The 22,571-nt window shown below is 41.1% G+C and carries 22 protein-coding genes and 2 pseudogenes; 5 read left to right on the top strand and 19 right to left on the bottom strand.

Annotation, left to right across the window (positions count from 1 at the left end):
- Positions 1–57: 57 nt before the first annotated feature.
- On the top strand, positions 58–807 hold the full coding sequence (locus ABMB67_RS01725; RefSeq protein ID WP_251222256.1) for a class I SAM-dependent methyltransferase: 750 nt from the start codon (positions 58–60) through the stop codon (positions 805–807).
- Between the two features lie 99 nt (positions 808–906).
- Here the strand turns inward: ABMB67_RS01725 and ABMB67_RS01720 are convergent, their stop codons facing one another.
- From ABMB67_RS01720 to sufU, 4 genes are all read right to left on the bottom strand, one after another.
- Positions 907–1,314, bottom strand: coding sequence for a Fur family transcriptional regulator (locus ABMB67_RS01720; RefSeq protein ID WP_354570913.1), 408 nt, complete (start codon positions 1,312–1,314; stop codon positions 907–909).
- A gap of 17 nt (positions 1,315–1,331) precedes the next feature.
- Positions 1,332–2,324, bottom strand: coding sequence for a CobW family GTP-binding protein (locus ABMB67_RS01715; protein WP_354571120.1), 993 nt, complete (start codon positions 2,322–2,324; stop codon positions 1,332–1,334).
- A gap of 9 nt (positions 2,325–2,333) precedes the next feature.
- Entirely contained in the window at positions 2,334–3,305 is a 972-nt protein-coding gene (locus ABMB67_RS01710; RefSeq protein ID WP_354570912.1) for a CobW family GTP-binding protein, read from the bottom strand.
- 357 nt (positions 3,306–3,662) lie between these two features.
- Positions 3,663–4,109 (bottom strand): Fe-S cluster assembly sulfur transfer protein SufU, encoded by a 447-nt coding sequence (sufU, locus tag ABMB67_RS01705; protein ID WP_251222625.1) that lies wholly within the window; start codon positions 4,107–4,109, stop codon positions 3,663–3,665.
- A 237-nt stretch (positions 4,110–4,346) separates the two neighbouring features.
- Between sufU and ABMB67_RS01700 the strand changes: the two genes are divergently transcribed.
- On the top strand, positions 4,347–5,348 hold the full coding sequence (locus ABMB67_RS01700; RefSeq protein ID WP_251222253.1) for a GTP-binding protein: 1,002 nt from the start codon (positions 4,347–4,349) through the stop codon (positions 5,346–5,348).
- Positions 5,349–5,549: 201 nt separating this feature from the next.
- On the opposite strand, the gene ABMB67_RS01695 is transcribed toward ABMB67_RS01700, so the two are convergent.
- Both ABMB67_RS01695 and ABMB67_RS01690 read right to left on the bottom strand, forming a co-directional pair.
- The gene (locus tag ABMB67_RS01695) at positions 5,550–6,608 is read right to left on the bottom strand and encodes a sensor histidine kinase (RefSeq protein ID WP_251222252.1); all 1,059 of its coding nucleotides are present in this window, start codon (positions 6,606–6,608) and stop codon (positions 5,550–5,552) included.
- The gene (locus ABMB67_RS01690; protein ID WP_251222251.1) at positions 6,605–7,279 is read right to left on the bottom strand and encodes a response regulator transcription factor; all 675 of its coding nucleotides are present in this window, start codon (positions 7,277–7,279) and stop codon (positions 6,605–6,607) included. The genes ABMB67_RS01695 and ABMB67_RS01690 overlap by 4 nt, the downstream gene beginning before the upstream one ends.
- A gap of 166 nt (positions 7,280–7,445) precedes the next feature.
- On the opposite strand from ABMB67_RS01690, the gene ABMB67_RS01685 reads away from it, so the two are divergent.
- Both ABMB67_RS01685 and ABMB67_RS01680 read left to right on the top strand, forming a co-directional pair.
- Positions 7,446–8,390, top strand: a complete 945-nt coding sequence (locus ABMB67_RS01685) for an ABC transporter ATP-binding protein (RefSeq protein WP_251222250.1) — start codon at positions 7,446–7,448, stop codon at positions 8,388–8,390.
- Positions 8,387–9,037: an ABC transporter permease gene (locus ABMB67_RS01680; RefSeq protein WP_354570911.1), complete on the top strand. Its 651-nt coding sequence runs from the start codon at positions 8,387–8,389 to the stop codon at positions 9,035–9,037. Before ABMB67_RS01685 ends, ABMB67_RS01680 begins: the two co-directional genes overlap by 4 nt.
- Before the next feature lie 185 nt (positions 9,038–9,222).
- Here the strand turns inward: ABMB67_RS01680 and ABMB67_RS01675 are convergent, their stop codons facing one another.
- Together ABMB67_RS01675 and ABMB67_RS01670 are read right to left on the bottom strand one after the other, a co-directional pair.
- Positions 9,223–9,684: a carboxymuconolactone decarboxylase family protein gene (locus tag ABMB67_RS01675; RefSeq protein ID WP_251222248.1), complete on the bottom strand. Its 462-nt coding sequence runs from the start codon at positions 9,682–9,684 to the stop codon at positions 9,223–9,225.
- 241 nt (positions 9,685–9,925) lie between these two features.
- The gene (locus ABMB67_RS01670; protein WP_251222247.1) at positions 9,926–10,816 is read right to left on the bottom strand and encodes an RNA polymerase sigma-70 factor; all 891 of its coding nucleotides are present in this window, start codon (positions 10,814–10,816) and stop codon (positions 9,926–9,928) included.
- A 133-nt stretch (positions 10,817–10,949) separates the two neighbouring features.
- On the opposite strand from ABMB67_RS01670, the gene ABMB67_RS01665 reads away from it, so the two are divergent.
- On the top strand, positions 10,950–11,306 hold the full coding sequence (locus tag ABMB67_RS01665) for a winged helix-turn-helix transcriptional regulator (protein WP_354570910.1): 357 nt from the start codon (positions 10,950–10,952) through the stop codon (positions 11,304–11,306).
- 35 nt (positions 11,307–11,341) lie between these two features.
- Here the strand turns inward: ABMB67_RS01665 and ABMB67_RS01660 are convergent, their stop codons facing one another.
- The 11 genes and pseudogenes from ABMB67_RS01660 to ABMB67_RS01610 form a co-directional block, all read right to left on the bottom strand.
- A complete protein-coding gene (locus tag ABMB67_RS01660; RefSeq protein ID WP_251222245.1) occupies positions 11,342–11,740 on the bottom strand; it encodes a RidA family protein in 399 nt (132 codons plus the stop codon).
- A gap of 238 nt (positions 11,741–11,978) precedes the next feature.
- Positions 11,979–12,263, bottom strand: a pseudogene (locus ABMB67_RS01655) (NAD(P)H-dependent oxidoreductase); the annotation flags it as partial.
- A gap of 159 nt (positions 12,264–12,422) precedes the next feature.
- Entirely contained in the window at positions 12,423–12,881 is a 459-nt protein-coding gene (locus ABMB67_RS01650; protein WP_251222244.1) for a helix-hairpin-helix domain-containing protein, read from the bottom strand.
- 492 nt (positions 12,882–13,373) lie between these two features.
- A complete protein-coding gene (locus ABMB67_RS01645; RefSeq protein WP_354570909.1) occupies positions 13,374–14,924 on the bottom strand; it encodes an NTTRR-F1 domain in 1,551 nt (516 codons plus the stop codon).
- A gap of 671 nt (positions 14,925–15,595) precedes the next feature.
- On the bottom strand, positions 15,596–15,910 hold the full coding sequence (locus ABMB67_RS01640; RefSeq protein WP_251222640.1) for a YbjQ family protein: 315 nt from the start codon (positions 15,908–15,910) through the stop codon (positions 15,596–15,598).
- A gap of 258 nt (positions 15,911–16,168) precedes the next feature.
- A complete protein-coding gene (locus tag ABMB67_RS01635) occupies positions 16,169–16,876 on the bottom strand; it encodes a DNA alkylation repair protein (RefSeq protein ID WP_251222641.1) in 708 nt (235 codons plus the stop codon).
- A gap of 177 nt (positions 16,877–17,053) precedes the next feature.
- Positions 17,054–18,088 (bottom strand): LCP family protein, encoded by a 1,035-nt coding sequence (locus tag ABMB67_RS01630; protein WP_251222642.1) that lies wholly within the window; start codon positions 18,086–18,088, stop codon positions 17,054–17,056.
- Positions 18,089–18,155: 67 nt separating this feature from the next.
- Positions 18,156–19,001: a polysaccharide deacetylase family protein gene (locus ABMB67_RS01625; RefSeq protein ID WP_251222643.1), complete on the bottom strand. Its 846-nt coding sequence runs from the start codon at positions 18,999–19,001 to the stop codon at positions 18,156–18,158.
- 276 nt (positions 19,002–19,277) lie between these two features.
- Positions 19,278–20,402, bottom strand: coding sequence for a WD40 repeat domain-containing protein (locus tag ABMB67_RS01620; RefSeq protein ID WP_354570908.1), 1,125 nt, complete (start codon positions 20,400–20,402; stop codon positions 19,278–19,280).
- Positions 20,399–21,853 carry a HAMP domain-containing sensor histidine kinase gene (locus ABMB67_RS01615; protein WP_354570907.1) on the bottom strand — a complete coding sequence of 485 codons (1,455 nt, stop codon included), beginning with the start codon at positions 21,851–21,853 and terminating at the stop codon, positions 20,399–20,401. Before ABMB67_RS01615 ends, ABMB67_RS01620 begins: the two co-directional genes overlap by 4 nt.
- A 4-nt stretch (positions 21,854–21,857) precedes the next feature.
- A pseudogene (locus ABMB67_RS01610) lies at positions 21,858–22,561 on the bottom strand (response regulator transcription factor).
- Positions 22,562–22,571: the final 10 nt, after the last annotated feature.

The following is a 22,571-nucleotide window of genomic DNA, read 5'->3' as shown; positions in this document are numbered from 1 at the left end:
AAAATAATAGAGTAATTATTTTAAAAGTCAACAGTTATTTACAAAGGAGCGTGCCCTATGGATGAAATAAAACATCAGGATTATTGGAATAAAAGTGCAGTCATTTATGATGACATTATTCAAGAAGAGCTGCATAGCTTTAAAAAAGAGGCTTGGCAAAGCCTGCTAAAGGAGCACCTCGCCGATGATCGGCGATCACTTCAAATATTGGATGTTGGAACCGGACCAGGCTTTTTCTCGATCATATTGTCGCAGATGGGCCATCAGGTAACCGGGATTGACTTTTCTAAAGAGATGATCGAAACAGCAAAAAAGAACAGTGCATTAGCACACGTACAGCCGCAATTTATTCATGTAACCGGAGATTCCTCCTTTAACCCTGTGAATACGTTTGATATCATCCTCTCACGCAATGTAACCTGGACATTACATCGGCCGGAAAAAGTGTACTCTGACTGGCACAAATGGTTGAAGAAAGACGGAAAGCTGATCATTTTCGATGCGAATTGGAATCTACCCATTGCCAATGAACAGTACGGTGAAATGTATCAAAAGGATGTTCAAGAGGCAATAAAGCACGGGTTTCCACAATATAAGGAGGAAGAGCTTTTCAAAGAAGGAGACGAAATTTCAACTTATTTGCCAATGACGTATGCAATGCGGCCTGAATGGGACCGCGCTATTTTATTTCAATTAGGCTTCCGCCATATTAAAATCAGACAAGACTTTGACAAGCGGGTTTATACGGAAGCAGAACAAATCGCCTACAAATCGATCCCTTCTTTTTCGATAACCGGAATAAAGTGATGGTATTAATAATTTGAATTTAGCTAGTGAAGGTATATATCAAAAAAGCTGCTGAAAAAGTGAAAATCGTTCTTTTTCAGCAGCTTTTTTACCGATTACTTATGAATGGCAGTCGCTACAGTGGCCATAGATCTCAAATTTATGGCCCGTAACGAGGAAGCCTTCGGGCAAGTCAAACAAGTGATCCATTGGGCAAATATCTACTTTTTTCACTGTGCCGCAATGAATGCAAATCAGCGGATGATGGTGATCCGTGCATGTAAAACGATAATGCTTTTCTCTGTTTAATTCGGTTGCCTCCAAAATGCCGAGCTCTTCAAATAACCTAATATTTCGATACACCGTATCAAGACTTAAACTGGGAGAATCCACTTTCATGACATTGTGAACGGCTCTGGCTGATAAAAAGCGATTATTCTTCCAGAAAATTTGCGCTATCTTTTCTCTTTTATCTGTGATTTTATAGCCTTTCTTCGCTAGAATATCCAGTGCGGTCGTACTATTCATGAGATCCTCCCTTCTCTTCAGTCGATTTCCACACACTCTGCAAACTGTGTTTGAAAGTGGCGTTGATCTAAATTTTTTCCAATCACAACAATTTCACTGAGCTTTGTGTCCGTATCTGTCCACTCGCGGTCGACTGTTGAAGCAAACAGCATATGGATACCTTGAAATACGACTCTTTCAGTCATTCCTTTTATATTCAAAATGCCTTTGTAGCGATACATCTCCGTTCCGTAATCATTAATCCAATGAGTGACCATTTTTTCGAGCTTATCTAAGTTTAAAGGGCGCTCCTCCCTTAATACGAAAGACGTTACTTGATCATCATGCTCATGGTCATGGTGGTCATCAGTTAAAAAGTCCGGATCCACCTCTAATTTTTTATCCAGATCAAATGTATGGATATCTAAAATCTTATCAAGCTCGATCTTTGAATTTTCTGTTTTGAACATCTTGACCGATGGATTCATGTGACGTAATCGTTTTTCGAGTCCATTTACTTCTTCCGCGCTGACAAGGTCGACTTTGTTCAGTAGGATGATGTCAGCGAATGCAACTTGCTCCTGTGCTTCATGGGCCTGGTCAAGCTGTTGATTGGCTTGTTTGGCATCCACTACGGTTACAACGGAATCGATTTGATAGAAGCGTGTCATCGCATCATCAACAAAAAAAGTTTGTATAACGGGAGCAGGTTCAGCTAAACCTGTTGTTTCTATTACAATCCGGTCAAAATCGACTTTTGGCTCGAGCGGATTCAGTTTAGCTTTCATGAGCTCGGTAAGAATGTTGATTAAATCACCTCGAACCGTGCAACAAATACAGCCATTATTCATTTCAAAAATTTCTTCTTCTGCGCCAACTACCAATTGATTATCAATCCCGACTTCTCCAAATTCGTTCACAATGACGGCTATTTTCTTGCCGTGATCTGCCGTCAGAAGATGATTAAGCAACGTTGTTTTACCTGCTCCTAGAAACCCGGTTATCACTGTAACAGGAACTTTTTTGATCATATCCACCTGTCATCTCTCCTTTTTATAACAATCAAGTTCAGTTTGTAAATGTAGTACATCTTCTTCCATTTGTTGATGATCGAGACCATCCCCGATAAAAACGAGTACAGGTTCAAAGCTCGTTGCGTGAACGCGTTCGAAGATGGGTTCCCCATAAGAATAGTTGAACAAAAACAGACCCGGCGTCTCCGTAAACGTTACAAATCCTTTTGCCCGATACAGCTGACCGGGAATGGCTTTTAGCCACTCTGTAAAGCGAATTCGATTAAGAGCAGCTTTTAATGGATAATGAAACGTATGCAGATGGAGATCATGATGAACATGCGCCCCATGAGCAGAGTCGTGAGAACCATTCTGATCTCCCCTTCTGCTTCCTTCGTTTCGTTTATATAAAATGTCCAGATCGATTTGAGAAAAGGTTGTAGGAATCATCTTTGCTTGAGAGTTAATCGATTTAAAGGCTTCCATCATCAATGATAATTCGTTTGCTTCAACCTGATCCGTTTTGTTCAGCACGAGAATGTCGGCAAATTTCACCTGCTCGTTAAGCAGCTTTTTCACCTTGAGGTTCATTTTGCCATCCTTCCACCACATCACGTCGATATGCGTAATAACAGCCTTGATTTTCACCTTATTCGCCAGTATCGGATGGGTACATGCATCAATCACCTCAATCGGATGGGCTGCTCCTGTTGCTTCGATATAAATAGCATCCAGTTCATGTTCTTCCAGCAACAACTTTAATTGGTAGCTTAATTCAGCATTTATTGTGCAACAAATACAGCCATTCAACAGTTCGAGCAATGGGGTACCAGGTGGGACAATACTGGAATCAATACTCATTTCGCCCAATTCATTCATTAATACCCCGACTCGTCTCCCGCTTTCTTTTTCTGTTTGTAACAGCCTGGTTAACAGAGTGCTTTTTCCACTGCCTAAAAACCCGGTCAGTATATAGATATCAGCTTTTCGGATGTCCAACATGGATGCTCCTTCCTCCAATCCCCTATCCCACCGTTACAATAGGTTCAATATCTTTTTTTCATAGCAAGCGCAAATCCACTTAAACTCGCTTCTTCCCAAAGTCGGATATTCTATTGCTTCAGAGTATCCGCACCAGGTTTAGAGTAGCGATCATAGTAAACTTGTCCTTTTTTAATTGCGGTTTCAAAATACGTGTTTAGCAAAATATTACTCCACACTCACTTTCAGGCCTCCTTTTTGATAATCGTAATCATTACTGTTTTTCCTGCTAATTAGCCATTGATCTTCTGTTATCACATCCGCTTGCACGACTAAAGAAAACTCAAATAAGCTTCTTGAAAAAAAACGACACCTCTACTTGCTATACTCCTCATAATCATCTAAAGTACGATCAAGAGCCTGCCAAGTCATTAACGCACAATTGTGGCGAGCTTTTAATTTATGCACACCTTCCAACGCTAAGGCATCTCCTAAATCGACATCTTCCGGAATATCACCTTCCCGAATCATTTTTTCCATCGCATGCCGCAATTGTGAAGCCTCCTTTAGGGAAGCTCCTTTTAACAGGCCCGTCATCATCGATGCTGATGCCATGCTTATACTGCACCCTTCCCCAACAAACGAAATATCTTCTATTGTGCGTTTATCAGACAGCTGTATAAAAAGAGTCATTACATCACCGCAGGTCGGGTTTTTATAATGTTTTTGCAGCACCTTGTCTCCTTCTATTTTCCGATGATTTCGTCTATTTTTCGAATGATCCATTACAAGTTGCCGATATAGCTGGTCCAGGATAGGAATCCCTCCTTCAAAAGAACAAATCATAACCATTACGATTTATACTTCTAATATACACATTTTTTTTGAATAAGTCTAATTGAACAAAAATCGTTACTATTTTTTATCCGTTCACTTTACTTCATTTAAACTTTCCTTTATGATATTTTTTAAATCGTAATAATTACTATTTTCAAATGTGACTTCTGCTGCTAAAATCGAACGTAGTCGTAAAGGTCAACTCTGAAGGATGTGTAATGCGTGGAAAAACAACTACCTTTCACTTTATTAACAGGCTTTTCTTTAAAGGATAAAGGCTTATTAATAAAAGAAATGGAAAGAAATCAATCAAAAAAAATGGGTTACGTACTTTACCGGCCAACCAATAGTAAATTAACCGAAAAGGTTGATGATCTCTTTCCACTAACAACTATAATGGGAGAAGCTGTCCATGATATAGAAATAAACAATATGGATGATTTGCATACATTGCTTCTGAACGAAGAGATAAGAAATCATATCGATGAAATTGTAGTGGATGTCTTCCCCCTTTCAGCAGCAACTCTTTCAGAAGTATGGTCCTCTAAATTAAAATATACAAAGCTGAAATCTCATATCCATCTTGTTGATGCGAGAGAATTCTGGTTTTCTTATTTTTCGGAACATGAAATATCCGTCCAACCCGATTCAAACTATACATTGGGAGAAGCACTTATTTATCAATTAGAAGCGGCCGATACCATTGTTATATGTCATGCGGAAAGCGTATCCTATGAACAAGCGGGTGCGATCTTTTCTTTTATCAGGAACTTGCAGCCACAATCAGCTGTCATCACTTTCGAAGAGTTCCTTCGGTTTAATGAAAACAGGAATGCAGCATATCGTATTGATTCAGTGTCTTCCCTCTTTGATGACCAAATCAATTTATTTGAGTCCAGAAGCAAATTAGTGATGTTAGGACACTATGGAATCGATACATATGTTTATAAAAGCAAGTATCCAATTGACCTCTCTCATTTAGAACGTTTATTTGAACAATTTCCAAATGAAGTGTTCCGAATGAAAGGAAGATGCTATAACCCAGGCAGCGAGGAACTCTATGAGATCTCCCAGATAGGTGCGTCGATCCGGCTTCATACCTTTCACATGCCGTCGTGGTCATCTGATGTATTTTCTGAGTTCCTTTTTATTGGAGAAGAGCTTGATAGGAATGACATTCAAAAGAAAATAGAGGCTTGTCTGAGAACGACGGTCACATCCTAAAGATTATGGGGGAATATTCGATAGAAGATGAGTAACTTTCCCCCAGCTTTTAATTGTAAGTAGAATTTTTGCCAATATGATCCAACTTCGATTTATCAAGAAGAACGAGATCGCCCCCTCTGTTAGTGCCATAATTTCTTGCCCTGGTGTCTCTTATCCCCCCTTCCCGCGATTATCGATACAATCCAATTTTCAGCGTTTTTAATGCTTTTCCAACGGCAGTATGATCGTAAAAACAGTCCCTTTTCCGAGCTCGCTTTGCACGTCAATCGTACCGCCGCAAAGATCGACAATCCTTTTAACGATTGTTAATCCGAGTCCGTTTCCTGTCATTGAATGGGAAGTATCTCCCTGATAAAACTTATCATATATGCGGCTCAACGTTTGATCATTCATGCCGCATCCATTATCCTCGAGCCGAAAGGTAACTTTTCGTCCATTCGTCCATAAACCGATTTTCACTATTCCGTCGCTGTCCGTATGCTTAATTGCATTGTCGAGAAGATTGAGCCAAATCTGTTGAATTAAGTTTTTGGCACCAAGAATGTCAATGTCATCCTCCAGTTCAACATCCATGTGAAGATTTTTGGCGCTCCATTTCGGTTCCAACATCAAGATCGCCAGCCGTACTTGCTCATCGAGACGGTAGATTGTCTTTTCGCTGATAATTTCAATATTTTCTACCTTTGACAAATTAAGAATGCTGGTGGAAAGGTCAACCAAACGTTCGGATTCTTGAATGATACTATTCAGGTATTCCTGTTTCTCTTTCTCACTGAGGCTGCCCTCTTTCAATAATTTAGCAAAACCGCTGATGGAGACGATCGGAGTTTTGAATTCATGGGAAAAGTTTCGCACGAAATCAGCGCGCAAAGTTTCAATTCCTTGCAGTTCCTTTACCATTTTGTTAAAGCTCGCGGCCAGTGTATCCAGTTCAAAAACATAACTACCCTTTACCTCAACTGAGAAATCACCTTTGGCCACCTTGTTGGTCGCTTTCATCATATCCCGAATCGGTTTGACGGATCGCCGGCTCAGCAGTGCTGCGATCACAACACCAAGAAAAATACTAATGTACAGCAATACATAAATACCACGTTTTGGATCCGACTGATTCAGGTCAATTACTTCAAGCCAATTCAGTAAGAAAGCAAACAAGCCTGCAGATAAGATAGACAAAACCATCACAAAAAAAACGAGAGCCACTAAGGAAAACGCAAGACTGATTTTTTTCGGGAAGATCTCTTTGAGTGATTTCATACACGTTTTACCATTTTATAACCGAGCCCGCGCACAGTGACGATTTCAAAGCCTGGGTTGTCTTTGAATTTGTCACGTAATCGGTTGATATGGACATTCAACGTATGGTCATCGGATTCTGATTCCAGGCCCCAAATATCTTCAATTAGCTGAAGCCGGGTAAAAATCTTGTTGGGATAGCTCAACAGCTTAAACAGCAGATAAAACTCCTTCGGGGGCAGAACCGTTTGTACGGCTCCTCTTGTGACCATAAGGGTGTTGTAATCCAAAGTCGTTTCCCCCAGTACAAGTTTGTGCTCAGTGGCAATTTGCGCCCTGCGCAGCAGTGCCTTGATGCGGAATAACATTTCCTGCTCATCAAACGGCTTCGTCATGTAATCATCTGTACCCGCAAGAAATCCTTTATGTTTATCTGTGATTTCATGAGTGGCAGTCACCATCAGAATCGGGATGTCGTCTCCCGTACCGCGCAATTCATTGCACAGCTGATAACCATCCATTCCGGGCATCATCAAATCCAGCACAATCAAATCAAAGCGGCGTGTCTCCATCCTGCTCAACGCCTCAAGTCCATTTTTTGCAGTATAAGCGTTATAGCCCCCATGTCTTAGCACGGCACACATCAGCTTTTGAGTATTGATATCATCTTCGACCACTAAAATGTCAAACACTGTCTGTCTCCCCCTTTTCTACTAGTATACTCCTGAAAGATAAACTGAATATCAACAATGCTGCGACGTAAAAATTGAGGTTCAGTTGATGTTTGAAAATTAGAGTGCAGGTAGGCTTCACACAAAGTCACAGAGTGGAAAATTAAAAGTTAGGAGTGGTTATCTGATGAGTAAAAATAAAACAGGCATCTCCTCTGCAATACAGTTGGAAGATGTTAGCAAAAGCTTTGGCTCATACCGCGCCGTCAGCGACCTTTCGCTTGAAGTAAACAGCGGGGAGATCTTCGGCTTTCTCGGTTTGAACGGGGCCGGCAAAACAACGACCATCAAGATGCTTCTGTCGTTGCTTAAACCGTCCTCCGGCAGCATCTACATGTTGGGCAGCAAGGTTGATTTCGGCAACTATCAACTATGGGACAAAGTAGGATATTTGGAGGAAGCAACTTTCTATCCGGAGCTGACGGTAATGGAAAACCTGGATATTGCACGCAGAATGCAATTGATTACTGATCACAAGTCCATTGACCGTGTGCTTCAGAAGCTTGGTCTCGATATTCATAAAAACAAAAAAGCCAAAAATCTTTCTTTAGGGAACAAGCAGCGGATTGGATTGGCGAAGGCTTTGATTCATAACCCGGAAATTTTGATTCTCGATGAACCGACTAACGGTCTTGATCCGGCCAGTGTCGTTGAGATCAGAGAGCTGCTGTTTGATTTATCAAGAAACTTTGGCGTTACGATATTCATATCGAGCCATCTGTTGGAGGAACTGGCCAAATTGGTCGACCGCATCGGGATTATGCACCAAGGACAGCTGATCCAGGATATGAAAATGAATCAGCTGCAGCAGTCGCTTGAAAAACGTTTGGTTCTAAATGGACGCGATCAAAGCACGATGCAGCGTATTCTCACGGAGCATGGATATGATGTCAAGAATACAGCTGACGGACGTCTAGAACTTACGGAAGCCCGAGCGATAGCACAGCCTGAAAAGCTTGCGGAGCTGTTAGTGCGCTTCAATCAGCCTCCTACACATTTGAGTATTGTAACTGAAGATCTGGAAGGTTATTTTCTGCGAGCTATTCGTACGGCAGGGAGGATTCAATCATGAATATACTTTCCTTTATTCATAATGAAGTACGTAAAGTCTGGCGTTCCACGGTGTTTTGGGTTATCCTTGCGGCATTTGCAATCTTGCCTGCAATGGTCGGTTTCTTCAATAGTTCTGGGGACAATTGGGAGACCTATTTTTCAGGTTTGCTTGGTTCCATCGCTTCCTTGCTGGTGGTTGGATTTTCCTTTACATCCGCATGGGTCTTTGGACGGGAGTACACGGACAACACGATCAAGGATCTTCTCGTCAAGCCGATTTCGAAATGGTATAGTGTGTTGTCTAAATTCATCGTTATTACAATGTGGAATGTGCTTTTGGCGATTTTTTCCTTTTTGGTACTCGTAGGAGCGGGAATCCTCCTTGGAGTCAGTGATAGTTCGTTACCTTTTATTTTAGGTATCTTTTTAACTTTCATGACGATATCGCTATTGATTACAGTGGTCAGTACAACGAGCGCTTTATTAGCAAATGTTACCAAAGGTTACCTCGCCCCGATCGGGCTGACGTTTGTCATCGTTATTGTTTCCAATGTAGTCATGCAGCTGGGGATCGGCCCTTATTTCCCCTGGACTATACCGGTGCTGCTTCTAACCGGAACTGATATCGGATTCATCAGCATCTCAATTCTTGCACTACGGGAATAGCAGGGTTTGTCGGTACTGTTGCATGGTGGAGATTTGCTGAGCAAAAGTAATAATTCCATGGGAGATTTGCCACAACCATCTTAGCCAGTTACATGAAGTTGATAACTCGAGTTATACAAGCCCTCACCTCATTGTTGAGATGAGGGCTTGTTAAGGTTACGAAAAGCGATCCAACCTCCTCATCCTTATTTAACCGCTTGAGCCTCGTAATCTCCCGGAAGCAGTTGCGCTGCAAGGGCTAATCGATTCCAGCCGTTAATCGTAATCATAATAGCGACAAGGTCGATATATTGCGTTTCATCAAAATGCTTGCGGACCCTTTCATACACTTCATCCGGCACTCCGCCCGCTGAAATAGTAGTGACTGCTTCAGTCAATTCAAGAACAGCCCTCTCTCTTTCTGAATAAAAGGGTGTTTCGCGCCATGCGCTCAAGCAATAGATTCTTTGCTCGGTTTCACCGATTGCCCGGGCATCTTTCGTATGCATATCGAGGCAAAAGCCGCAGCCGTTGATTTGAGAGGCGCGGATTTTAATCAATTCGATTAGTTTGCTGTCAAATCCGGTCGTTTTCTTATACTCCTCCAATTGAAGCATTAACTGTAAAACCTTCGGGTTAGTCTTGAAATAATTGACACGCTGTTTCATCTTACATTCCTCCAGTGCTTTATTTTGGTCTTTCACTAATCAAGACAAAATAGAGGATGATTGTGTGACACAAAAAAGAGGATCAGACAAAACTAATTAGCATGGAACAGCAATGGCTTAAATCGCCGCAATCCCGTTGTGAGAAACCCACTCACATCGGGCTTTTAAAGATCGTGGCGGCTCCACTCATAGCTTAGGGGCTGGGAAAAAGGTAAAAAAGCAACCTTTTGTCCCAGCCCCTTTATGACAACCCGGAAATAGCAATATGACTTAATTTATCAGGGTTGAGTACAATATAAATTCTTTCAATATATTTCTCGTTTTTATCCAAAGTAAAACTGATTACATGACTGGGCTCACCATCGATGATTTGAAGTATACCTGGACGGTCATTGACTTTCACAGGCATAAGCTTTCCTTTGAAAGCACCTTTTTTGCTAATGCCCAATAAAAAGGCAGCGACATTTGTTTTGCTGTATATCGGGTTCAATGCAGAAGTAACTTTGCCGCCCCCATCAGTTACGACTATTACATCTTCTGACAGAGCCTCGATCAGCTCAGACATCTCTCCGGTCGTTGAAGCCTTGATAAATGTTTTGACAAGATGATTATGCTTTTCGGCTTTGCCGGTGGAAAGGGGCCATTGACCTGCTAATTTCTTTTTTGCCCGGCTGTGGATTTTTCGGCAGTTTGCTTCAGATTTTCCGATAACTTCAGCAATTTCCTTATAGCTGTAACATAGTGCTTCTCTAAAAATAAAGATTGCTCGTTCTGCCGGTGAGAGCTGCTCCATTATAACGAGAAACGCATAAGAGACAGCTTCATCGTTGATTATTTTATCCAAAGGGTGCTCTGTTGAATGTACCTGGGGTTCGGGAAGCCAGGGTCCTGTATATATTTCTCTTTTGTACCTGGCGGAATTCAGGAAATTTAAACAACGGTTTGTGATCATTTTGGCAAGGTATGCTTTCATGTCATTAATTTGAGTAAGATCTGGTGTGAAGTTCAAAAATAAGTCCTGTACGACATCCTCAGCATCGGTAATCGTTCCAAGCATCCGATAGGCAATAGAAAAGAGAAATGGTTGATATGTTTGATAAAGAGCATCTATTTCTGACATTTGTTCGTTCATGATTACATGCCTCTCCCCTTTTTTGTCCTTCAATAATCATCCTATACACAAGTTTAAACAAAAGAAAGAATAATCACAGCTGGCAATTCAATAGTTAAATTAATAGCAGAACTTCCCGAAGGAGCGGATTTAGATGAAAAATGAAACGATAGAAACCTGTGTGCCATCACGTGTGGAGATAAAGAAAACCGGGTTTGGTTATACATTGTCTTTAATAGGCGGCAAATATAAAATGGTGATTTTGTACTGGCTGGCGGAAAATAAAGTTATGAGATTCAATGAGTTACAGCGCAAGATCGAAACGATTTCGTTCAAAACACTGAGCGTCATGCTAAAAGAATTGGAAGCAGATGTCCTGATTAGGCGGGAAGAATTCCCACATATTCCGCCAAAGGTTGAATATTCATTATCTGAGCGCGGCCGCTCGCTTCTCCCGATTCTCGATATGATGTGTGAATGGGGAGAAAAAAACATGGAACCCTTAAAATAGAAAGGTTCCATGTTTGGATGAAGTGTGGCTGTCGTTTAAGCTTTAGCTGCCCATATTTCGATTTCTATCTTAATTTCAGGCAGCCCTAACGCCGTAATATAGGCTACCGTCATCGCCGGATATTCGCTGCTAAACAGCTGTTCCCACTCTGAATAGAGGAAATCCCAATCAATCGGCTCTACCGCCCAAATATTCACTTTAATAATATCTTTCGAGCTCAATCCTTCCGCTGCCAAGACTTTTCGAATGTTGGCAAAGGTATGCTGGATTTGTTCATTCATTTTGTCAGGGAATTGTCCGTTTTGATCGACACCGACTTGCCCGGATGTCACGAATAATTCCGCGCCTCTTGGAATTTTTGTAATATGTGTGTAATTGCCGACCGGTTCCGGCATATTGGCCGGGTTTTTTCGCGTGATTTTATTGTTATCCATTGATATTCTCCCGTCTTTAGAAAAATTCTGCTGCTTCTCCAGCGACCTCTTTTTAGACACACTTCACCCTTGAAGAGATTTCTAAAAGAAAACAGCAGTGGAGTATCCATAACCGGAGGATAATTCTTTAAGCGATCTTTTCTTCATAACTGGATACTCCTTTCTTCTGCACAGACGGATTAACTAAACTGGTAAACTTAGTGTATCACAATCACTTAAGAAAAATCATCCATGTTTTTTATTTCACCATTCCTTCAATGAAAGCAAGATATTCGTTTGCGCTTCGGCTAAGGGTGTCACGTTTAGGCTTCAATTCTTCTTCCTCAGTTGCTCCCGGTGCGTGCTCAGTTCCGTAAAATGCATAGACGGACCGGTAATCAGCCTGGCAATAAAAGAATGTCGTTTCAAATGGAATCAACAGCTGCTCGAGCGTATAACGATATCTCCCCTCCTCGCTATAATCAGCTTTCCTGATCCCGGCCGAAACAGCTAAAGCGACTTTGCGGTTCTTTAAATGATGGCCTTTTCTCATCGTTTTAGGAGAGGTAGGAACTGTTATTGTTATCGTGATGACATTTGCCTTATTATTGTTTGCGTCCATTCCTGGCTGACAAAAAAGCTGAGTCCCTTTGTTCCTTTTGGGACCCAACTTTTGGGATAAACAACATCAGAGCCTGATCGTCTACTTATACCAGGCTGTTTGCGGGCGGTTGGTCGGATAGCCTGTTATGTCCCGCTCCTTCTTTCGTTGCTCAGTGAAATCAAACCATTGCTTCTGACTATTCGGATGGTTCGCGTAGTGAATTACGCAACGTAATTGATCCTCGACACAAGCGTCCGTCCATACTCCTAAGTGCTGTTCTAACTCATCGAAAAGTTCAGCTCCGTTTTTATCTTTAATTTCATATAAGGAAAAGATGTTTAATTGATACAATAGCTTTTCAGCTAATTTGGGACCAATCGACGGTACCGTTTGAAATTCAGCCAGGCCTTTTAACGTTTTTGCTCGTTCAACAGGAATATGTAGCAGATTAGCCAGTTGATCAGGGCGAAAACTATGGATATCGCATCTTTTCACTTTTTCTTTTTTCAATGTTGCTTTTTCTGCTGCAGTAAGCGGCAATTTTGGATAAGAACTCAAAGAATCCCTTCCCTTCCTTTTTGAAATCATTCAGTAAAATGTTCAAACCTAAGCTGGTCCAGATTGTCAGGATCAATGATTGCCATCATGATTGGATTTTCGTTTTCATCTGTCATCGTATATGTTCCATCATGTGCGTCGAGCTCTTCCACCGTTGTGATAAATTTCTTGCCCTGATAATGAATGGTGACGATTCCGTTACTATCAATCCCGACTGATCCGGCTTCTACGGCAGCGGTCGCTTCATCAATCTCCCTACTTTGGGAGATGGTTCAAACAAAACTCCAGCCCCGATTACGAGAACCACACATAGGGCAGTTATTAATATGACGTTTTTGAATTTCATAGCGGACCACCATATTTTTCACTTTGTATACTTCTTTTCTTTACGTTTATTTCCTTCTGCAAATAAAATGGGCAATCGTTAAAGTCTGGTAAGGCTCATAAAAGAAGTCTCCGCATAATTGCAGAGACTTTTTTAGCAGGCTGGATTTAACTTAAGGAAATCCCGCCTGTATAATAAAAGAGATAAGAAGCTGCGAGTGGAGACCCGGTCGTTTCAAAACCGCAAACGATCGCAACTCTTGTGCCAGCAGGGATGGTTTCACCAATTCCAGTTAGCTCACCAGCTAAAATTGTATTTGCCGGATAAGCTGTCCCCCCCATGTATGGCGTAGTGACAAAAGTTTGTGTCTCAGGAAGTATGGTGAATGTGTTGCTGCCTGAAGGTGCAGTGGCTAAAGCAACATATGGGAAAATCTGTTGACCCGAAGGTGGAGTAAAGGCCAGATTCGTTACAGACATATATATACTATCAACAGTAGCATCAAATGGCATGACAAAGGAAAAAGCCTCGCCTGATGGAAAACTGAAAGTAGTTCCTCCTGTAACGGTCATAGAAGGGCTAAAGTTGCCAAACCCTGAAGCCAAAACAGTGGCGGATTCCCCTGTACTGTTAGTAGTAAGTGATACGGTATCACCTGAAGCGAAGGTAATTAATCCTCCACCCGCTCCTGCCGGTCCGGTAGCCCCTGTCGCGCCCGTAACACCAGTTGGACCAGTAGCTCCTGTTGGTCCGGTAATTCCTGTGACTCCAGTAACTCCAGTGGCTCCTGTTGGTCCGGTGACTCCCGTAGGCACCGTAACTCCGGTAGCTCCTGTTATCCCCGTCACTCCAGCTGGTCCGGTGGCCCCCGTCGGTCCCGTCATTCCTGTCGCTCCTGTAACGCCTGTCGCGCCCGTGACTCCCGTAGGTCCGATAATTCCCGTCACTCCAGTTACTCCGGTAGCCCCAGTTATTCCAGTAACTCCCGTCATTCCAGCTGGTCCTGGCGCACCCGTGGCCCCTGTAACTCCAGTGACCCCGGTAATACCAGGCGGTCCGGTAACACCTGTGGTGCCGGCAGGCCCAGTGACCCCTGCTATCCCAGGCGGTCCAGTAGCGCCCATAGGTCCGGTGATACCCGCTGGTCCGGCAGGTCCTGTAACTCCGGGAACACCAGTTGGCCCGGCAGGTCCTTGAATTCCCTGCGGACCTTGAGGTCCGGTTGGTCCCGTAACTCCAATGCCGTTCCCAGTACCTGTCAGTAACGAAATGTCATCTACGATTACATCTGCTGAGCCTTCCGCGGGTAATGTGTTAATGAGAATTAAGGCTTGTGCCGCTCCTGCTGGCGCCGGCAAACTGGTTTGATAGACTTCAATCCAAGTATCGTTTTCGACATTCGGTATTCTGTCGACATCTACATGAGTGATGATGCCATAATCCATAAAATTGAAAGCATTGTCGTAGTAATTAATCGCCAATGTCATGGGCGGTGCCGGCATGTCTCCTACTTTGGCAAGTGAGACAATAAGCTCAAAGCTTTCACCAGGAGAAACAGGAACAGTTTGGTAAACAAATGAGTTTGTCATTCCTCCGCTTAATTGGACTGCGCGAAACCCTGAATGACTTTCATTATTTATGATTGTCCCATTTAGTGAAACCCAGGGTGATAACGTGTCCGCTTCAAAACTTGTATTTGTTATGCGGTTTGTAACCATTGATTCCCTCCTTTACTCGAAAGTTGATTTCTTCCAAAATTTTTGGAATCTCGATATTTTATGAAAACTCGGACGCGCTTGCTAACGGCTTGTTGTAAAAAAATTAAAATCTACCATACCCTAACTGATTCGAAAAGACAATGAACTTCAGGACCTGCTAAAAACCGACCCGTGCTAGGAAAGAGCATTTGGCTATTTTGTTCTCTTCCCGCTCATATTCCACTTTTTGCTGTCACTTTCAAATTATTTGTTTATGACCTTTTTGTATTTCATACCATTAACCCTGTTGAGCGGAGAGAGCCGTCCAACAGGGTTACGGTTGCCTTTTAAATGTTAAATATTGATTCTTTTGTTTTTAGATTCTGATTCTGCCTTTCCATTCTGAGAAGACGGTCCAATTCAATTGAAGGGGATTTACAATGATTCTGTTTGTATAGCGGAGAGACACAAATGTCATCATCTTTCATAAAATGTGTATGGAATTTCAACAATTTGTTCAGCACATAGGAAGGAATAGTGAACCCTTTGTAGGAACAGACTGAATGATCATATGTTCAAAGAGATTTTATAATATAAAATCCGGTTTTTTCTTCTTCATCGAATCAGGGCCAACAAAACTTTTCTGGCTCTCACTATTCTGTTTTTGCCACTATGTTAGTAATGGAGCGCGCCTATGATAATTTGACAGCAGTACCTGTAGCGACAATCATCATCATGCCATCTCGTAATGTCTCGAAGTCTAGGTCAATCCCGATTACCGCTTCGGCACCCATACGTCTTGCCTTATTCTCCAACTCTCTTAAAGCTTCCTCTCTCCCTTCTTGCAGCTTGCTTTCGTACGCCCCGCTTCTTCCTCCAACAATATCCGTGATTGACGCAAAGAAATCCCTAACGACGTTAGCCCCTAAAATAATTTCACTCGTGACGATCCCCAAATACGAACTAACCGGTCTTCCTTCGACGATGGTAGTAGTTGTCATAATCATCGTACTGTCCCCACTCCTCACAATAAGATAAACGTTCCTTAAATTAATTCGCTTCTCTATCAAAAAAACCCTTCTTGAAATTGGGTCTAATTTCCTTCATCGCTCCTGTTTAGCCAATCATACTGGCTGCTGCCTTGATCGGCTTGTGCCGTGACGAGGGCTTCAATGAAACGAGCACGCGCTATAACCGAGGTCAGGAAAATCCGGGTTGATTCTGGCTCCATACCGGGATGACTGGGCCAGTATTGCTTAGCTTGTTTACTTACCTAAAGCTAAATAAAAATCTCGCGTCTCCTTGTCAAACTTTTCAATCGCATACCTTAATGTTACTCTGGGCATAGTCGCCGCATGTTTGTCCAAAAAATGTTTTAATGCATGATTATTCTTTTTACCAGCTTCACGAATCCAGCTTCCTACAGCTTTCTGGATCAACTCTTCTTGATCATTGATAAGGAGCTCAGCTATTTTAAACGTATCTTCTATCTCTCCCTTTTTAATAAATGCATATGTACTGACAATAGCTGTTCTACGTTCCCATAAGTTCTTAGAGTGCGCCAATTCATATAAAATATCTCTTGGTTTATCGAGAAGATAGATTCCGACCACTGAAGGAGCAGAGCGATCTACAAAATCCCAATTATTAATTCGTTCATGTCTGCGAATATACAAATCAAATAATGCCTTTCGTTCATCATTTGAAAGCTTTTTTTGTTTAGCTTGGTAATCCATAATACTGACAGCCCCCATCCTTACTTCATAATAAGGACTTTCCAAGACCTTCTCGATCTCAGACAAAGGCATACCGATGAACTGTTTTGCTAACTGAAAAACCGTGCGCATGTTAAGCCCCAAACATAATGTATCAGGATCAGAGCTTTTGAAAAATCGTTTCATTTTTTCCACATTCTGCTCATTTCGCTGCTTTTCTAATTCCTTAATAAAGTCATGTGCATAATAATCATTCATGTGTGTGACATCCCCTTTCTTTCATAACACCTAACATTATAATAAAAGATTCCGCTAAATATTTATTTTATATTGCGGCGTTCAATATAGGATTGAGGACAGCAGCTAAAAATCCCGATTTATCTCAGGAAAAACGGATAAAATCGGGATCATGTTTTTAAAATAACACCTATTCAATTAATCCCATTCTATTTCGTTATTGATTTTTTCCTGCTCGCCTAATTCCAGTTCCTCTTTTAGCCGTTGAGACGTATTGGATAACCCTTCCTCTGTCGGTATGAAATAGTAAATATTATTTACTCGTTGATCTTCACCATCAATCTTAAACGTTTTTATAGTGGAAGTATTGATTGAGGCATATGTCTGCTGTAAACGGAAAATTTCCATCGGGCTCAGGCTCGTCTTAATGTTCTCTCCTAAAATATTTGCAATTTCGCCAATTTTAAAGAGCGTATTTGTTGAAATTACTTCGTCAATGCTCGCCTTAATAAATTGCCGTTGCCTTTCTTCACGCGAATAGACATTATTCACTTCACGTTTCCTCATTCGAACGAAGGCCAAAGCTTCCTCACCATCTAATTTCTTCTTCCCTTTTGTGAAATAAATTCGTTCTTCATCAACTGAATAGAAATTCTTTTCCCAGAACGGTTCCTTAATATCGACGGTTACGCCGCCCAATACATTGACAATATCTTTAAATCCATCAAAATTAACAGCGACATATTCGTCAATCGGTATATCAAGCAATTTTTCTACTTTTTCAACGGTAAGTTTATGACCCCCATGGTCAAACATAGAACCATACATGTACGCGGCATTTATTTTATGAAAGCCTGCATAGGGGCCGGCCTCTTCTGTTGAAAATTCCACCCTAGTATCTCTTGGGATCGTTGTCATTGTTATTTGTTTGGTATTCGGGTTTAACGTTACAACTATTAGTGAATCTGCACGACCATTATGACCACTCGGATCGTAATCATCCACTCCCATTAATAAAATAGATATTGGGTCCTCACTGCCGACTGTCACTGCTTCTTCTCTAAGCTCAGAATTTCCCTCTGGACGCTCTAACTCTACATAGGCTTCTTTTGTTGCTCCATATATCGTAATTAGAAAATAAGAAATATATATAACGCCTGCAACAGCCAGTAGTAAAATTCCCCATATTACATTCTTTCTCCATTTTTTACCTTTTGATACGGAAGTACTCACGTATACTACCACCTTTAATTCTAGTATAAAACTGCTACTATTTTTCGAAATCGTATTGTTCTTAATGTTAAAAGAATTGTACAGGTTTCACTGCTTCATCGATTGCCTTCATCTCATACCCATTATCCTGAAAATACGAGAGCAGTTTTTCTAAATGGGCCATAGTAGTTGATTTCTCATGCATCAACACGACCAACGGCTTTTTGGAAATGTTGTTTACTTGGTTGATTACATGTTCAACGAATTCACCATTAGTCAGCTTCCAATCCTCTGAATCAATATTCCAATCCCACAGAATATGTTGTTCACGCTCAATTACTGCCTTGAAAGGGTCTGTAATGTAAGGAAATGAACCAAAAGGAGCTCTTATTAAACGTGTTTCTTGGTCCGTTATTTCTCTAATTGAATCAAGCGTCTCATTCATTTCTCTCGCGAAGTCTTCAGGAGATTTATAGACTTGCGCTACATCATGAGTGATCCCGTGAGCACCGACGGCGTGACCGCTTTCGACCATCTTTCTTACGATCGTTGAGTTATTTTCGATGTTAGGTTTTAGCATAAAAAAGGTTGCTTTTGCATCGTAACGATTGAGCAAGTTTACAATTTCCTCTGAAATGGTTGGATGGGGTCCATCATCAAATGTTAAATAGACAACTTTTTCCGACTCCTGTGAAATGCTAGTATCGGCGCTTTCTTCTTCCCTTGAATTGTTTTCGATTATTTGACTACTTTTCAAAAATGGGGTTTTTTCTTCATAGGATGCCGCTTCATGCACGATGTGATTCTTGTCTGTTGCTTCCTGCTTCTGGCCAATTACCATTGCCCCTAATGAAAAACATATATACAGCATCAGTAAAGCTAAAATTGATGCGGCTAGTTTTCCTTTCTTGTTTAACTTGTACGTTCTTAACATTCTCTCACTCCTAAACTTCTTTGACCGGTTAGCAATTCAGGCAAACCAAAATCAGACAAAATCTGCTAAATTCGAATATCCTTTACTATAAAGTAAAGTTATCATAGAAGTTTGACCTACTTGTAAACAAAATGTCACAAGATAATAGTGAGCAGAATAACGGCATCTTTTGGAGGTAGTAAAAAAGCGAAAGTGAAGGAAGGATACTTAGAATGGTGATTGATTTGATAAGGGAGTGTGCCAATAGAAAACTCCTTTTGACACACTGAAGACTGGCTAAAATTCGACAATATAAGCCTGGTCACTGCTGTGGATAATTGGTGCTGCTGAGCTTGGACCTTGAATGGAGGAGGTTTGCTTTCGACCATAGATAAGAAGGTTGTTGCTAGTTGGACTCCAATACATGTCGATTGGAATGATTCCCTGGTAGACGGGCTCCTGATAGATGATGTTTTTCCCTTGTAATCTTCCGGCATAAATTGTGTCATTATCATACAAGGAATAAGCTATTTTTTTTCGGTCGTTCGATAATTTGAAAGTGGCTACTTTTTCGAGCAAAGAGGAAAGCTCTCCATTACGGTGATCATATTCGTATAATGTTTCCCCTTGGCCAATAAACATGAACTGGTCATTTGTTAGCCATACAGGCTTCCCGCCGCCTATTTGGTTCTTATATTGAATAGTAATGCCGCTTTCAGTAATCTTTCCCATGAAAATATTAAATTCCTGACGAGCGTGCGGCCAGCTGGTGATCAACAAACCTTTTCCATTATCAGAGATGGTAACTCCTGTAAGGGATTCATACTCCACCCCATCTAAAGAATATTTGCGATGAGTACCAGAGGCTGTGTCATATATCCCAATGGTAGCGTGATTACGGTCTTTACCACCTATCATCAGATAGCTCACATACCGACTATTATTAGACCATGCAACGTCTTGGAAATAACCACGGTTGTTAAGTTCAAAATCCCTTATTTCTGTTTTATTTCCGTTAGTCAGTGAAAACAAATTTAAGGAGGCTCTCACCGAATCCACGGTTAATCCAACCATCTTCTTTCCATCGGGCGACATTGCTAGATTGAACGTGTTTTCGTCAATCTCTTTTAGAAGCTCAGGTTTTTCATAGGGAGCGGAGAGAGAGTAGAGGTCATTTTGTAATGACTCTGAAGACTCGTCTTCTCTAAAAACACCAACGACGGAATCGGAAAAGGACCAGCCAAACAGCTGAGTTAAGCTTGGTAACGAATAAATTGTTTTCACTTGAAAAAGTTGGCTATGTGACTCTTCTGCATCTTTTTCTTCTAAATCTGGAATAATTATCGTTTCTGATCTTCCTCCATAACACCCGGAAGCCATTATGACGAGAAAGAAGAGTACTATAAGATGTCTCTGTTTCATGATGAATTCTCCTCCATATAAGCGAACTCGACATTGACGACAATATGTTCATCCGTGTTGGAGATTGTAATTGTTCCTCCATGTTCATCAACAATTGTTTTTACAATGCTCAGACCGAGGCCCACGCTTCCTTCCTCAGTGATTTTATGAGTTCCCGCGTAAAAAGGCTGAAAAAGCTTTGAATACTGGTCAGTTTCAAGTGGCGTACTTGGATTTTTGAACCGAAAATGGATACTGTCTTCGGCGATACCGGCTTTAACCAATATACTTGAAAAGGATGAACTGTATTTAATCGCATTGTCTATGAGATTTATAAAAAGTTGTCTTAATCGGTCCGGCTGACCGGACATGTACAAGTTGTTTTCAATTTCACAATCTATATACTTCTTATATCTCTCAGCCCGGAAAGCCATTGATTCGCATACATCCCTTAAAATTTCACCAGCGTCAACTCGTTCAAATGAATGGCTGAAAGAGGTTCTTCTGGATACTTCAAGAAGCTTAATGACCAAATCGTGAAGCCGCTGACTTTCTTCTACAATATGGTTCATTCCTTTGTTGAAAAATTTATGATCTGCATCCCCTTTTTCTTTAATCATTTTGGCATATCCGATAATAGACGTCAGCGGTGTTTTAAGCTCGTGAGTGATATTATCAAAAAACCGTTTTTCCTGTTCATTAAGCTCCTTTAGCTGATCCCTGTCTCTTTCAATCGTTGATATCTGATCCCTTATTTTGTTGATCATATCATTGAAATTTTCTGCTAGCCGCCCAATCTCATCCTGTCTGTTAAAATGGATATCAACATCTAAATTGCCTTTTTTTATTTCGGAGGAGGCTTCAGTCAGTTTAATGATTGGTTTCGTAATATGTCCAGAGAGAATGTAGGAAAAGAGGAACGCTACACCAAAGATAAGAAGGGCGATGTAGAAAATAAAATTCAAAATCCCGCTACTTTGTTGATAGAGGAGATTGAAATCTTTTGCAAACCGTAATATACCTACTTTTGTACCGTCAATGATTACCGGATAAGAGAAACGGATCTCAGCCTGATCCTGCTTATAGGTAATATGATAAGCAGATTCACCTGCAATAGCCTGTTTAAGATCGTCATCCCTTTTTCCAGAAAACAAAGTCTCCTCTGAAGAAGACAACAAAACACCATCCACTGTATAGACACTAACCTCACTGCCTGTGGCATGAGTTAAATCATTAACCATTTCATCAGCCATATCCATGAAATAAAATTCACTAATTGAATACTGATTAATTAAAAATGCCTGACGAACATACACGGTACTATTTTTCTTTAAATCTACCAGGTCTGAGGTAACGATCTTCTGATTATTGGACCAGATCGTTTCCTTTACAGTATGATTAAGCACGAGAAAAGAAAGGATAAAAATTAGAAAAAAGCCGAGTAAAAACTTTGCTTTGATCGTTCTCAGCATTTCTTTATTCCTCCTGTTTCTCGAACTTGTAGCCAACACCAAATACAGTTTTAATCAAATCTCCTGCGTTCAGTTTTTTGCGGAGTCGTTGAATGTGGGTATCGACCGTTCGTGTATCTCCTGCAAAGTCATACCCCCAAACTAAATCTAATAATTCTGAACGTCTATAAATTTTCCCCCTGGAATCAATTAATGTTATAAGCAAATCAAACTCTTTAGGTGTTAATTCGACTGTTTTTCCTTCTTTCTTTACGAGCCTTTCATCTCGTACTATCGTGAGATGGTTAACTTGTATGACCTTCTTATCATCTTCAGCCACTTGCTCGCTTGATTTTGCTAGATGATCAAGCCGTCGAAGGATCGTCCGAATTCTGGCTACATCTCACGGACATCAAATGGCTTTGTAATATAATCATCAGCGCCAAATTCCAAACCTAGTACTTTGTCTGTAATATCTGATTTTGCTGTGATCATAAGAATGGGTATATTATATTTTTCCGTCACCATTTTACATAAATCTAAACCGCTACAATCTGGTAACATCCAGTCAAGAAGAAGAAGATTGGGTTTGAATTGATCCAAATGCCTCATTCCTGCGGCTCCGCTTGTCGCGATGCAAGTCTGAAAGCCTTCTGCATTCAGTCCATAAGACAGTAAATCAGCGATAGGTTCGTCGTCCTCGATGATGAGAATTTTTGTTTTATTCATGAACAAGTCA

This window comes from Halalkalibacter oceani (assembly GCF_040544555.1).
Taxonomy (GTDB): Bacteria; Bacillota; Bacilli; order Bacillales; family Bacillaceae_D; genus Halalkalibacter; species Halalkalibacter oceani.
The sequence above is the reverse complement of the archived record's forward strand: the minus strand, read 5'-3'. Positions and strand labels throughout refer to the sequence as shown.

Excerpts from the sequence above, each read along its gene's own strand:
- ABMB67_RS01640 (WP_251222640.1), bottom strand. The coding sequence starts at position 15,910 with ATGATTATGACAACTACTACCATCGTCGAAGGAAGACCGGTTAGTTCG.
- ABMB67_RS01725 (WP_251222256.1), top strand. The coding sequence starts at position 58 with ATGGATGAAATAAAACATCAGGATTATTGGAATAAAAGTGCAGTCATT.
- ABMB67_RS01680 (WP_354570911.1), top strand. The coding sequence starts at position 8,387 with ATGAATATACTTTCCTTTATTCATAATGAAGTACGTAAAGTCTGGCGT.
- ABMB67_RS01715 (WP_354571120.1), bottom strand. The coding sequence starts at position 2,324 with ATGATCAAAAAAGTTCCTGTTACAGTGATAACCGGGTTTCTAGGAGCA.
- ABMB67_RS01620 (WP_354570908.1), bottom strand. The coding sequence starts at position 20,402 with ATGAAACAGAGACATCTTATAGTACTCTTCTTTCTCGTCATAATGGCT.
- ABMB67_RS01685 (WP_251222250.1), top strand. The coding sequence starts at position 7,446 with ATGAGTAAAAATAAAACAGGCATCTCCTCTGCAATACAGTTGGAAGAT.
- ABMB67_RS01665 (WP_354570910.1), top strand. The coding sequence starts at position 10,950 with ATGAAAAATGAAACGATAGAAACCTGTGTGCCATCACGTGTGGAGATA.
- ABMB67_RS01635 (WP_251222641.1), bottom strand. The coding sequence starts at position 16,876 with ATGAATGATTATTATGCACATGACTTTATTAAGGAATTAGAAAAGCAG.
- ABMB67_RS01625 (WP_251222643.1), bottom strand. The coding sequence starts at position 19,001 with ATGTTAAGAACGTACAAGTTAAACAAGAAAGGAAAACTAGCCGCATCA.
- ABMB67_RS01645 (WP_354570909.1), bottom strand. The coding sequence starts at position 14,924 with ATGGTTACAAACCGCATAACAAATACAAGTTTTGAAGCGGACACGTTA.
- ABMB67_RS01670 (WP_251222247.1), bottom strand. The coding sequence starts at position 10,816 with ATGAACGAACAAATGTCAGAAATAGATGCTCTTTATCAAACATATCAA.
- ABMB67_RS01695 (WP_251222252.1), bottom strand. The coding sequence starts at position 6,608 with ATGAAATCACTCAAAGAGATCTTCCCGAAAAAAATCAGTCTTGCGTTT.
- ABMB67_RS01615 (WP_354570907.1), bottom strand. The coding sequence starts at position 21,853 with ATGCTGAGAACGATCAAAGCAAAGTTTTTACTCGGCTTTTTTCTAATT.
- ABMB67_RS01660 (WP_251222245.1), bottom strand. The coding sequence starts at position 11,740 with ATGGATAACAATAAAATCACGCGAAAAAACCCGGCCAATATGCCGGAA.
- ABMB67_RS01720 (WP_354570913.1), bottom strand. The coding sequence starts at position 1,314 with ATGAATAGTACGACCGCACTGGATATTCTAGCGAAGAAAGGCTATAAA.
- ABMB67_RS01675 (WP_251222248.1), bottom strand. The coding sequence starts at position 9,684 with ATGAAACAGCGTGTCAATTATTTCAAGACTAACCCGAAGGTTTTACAG.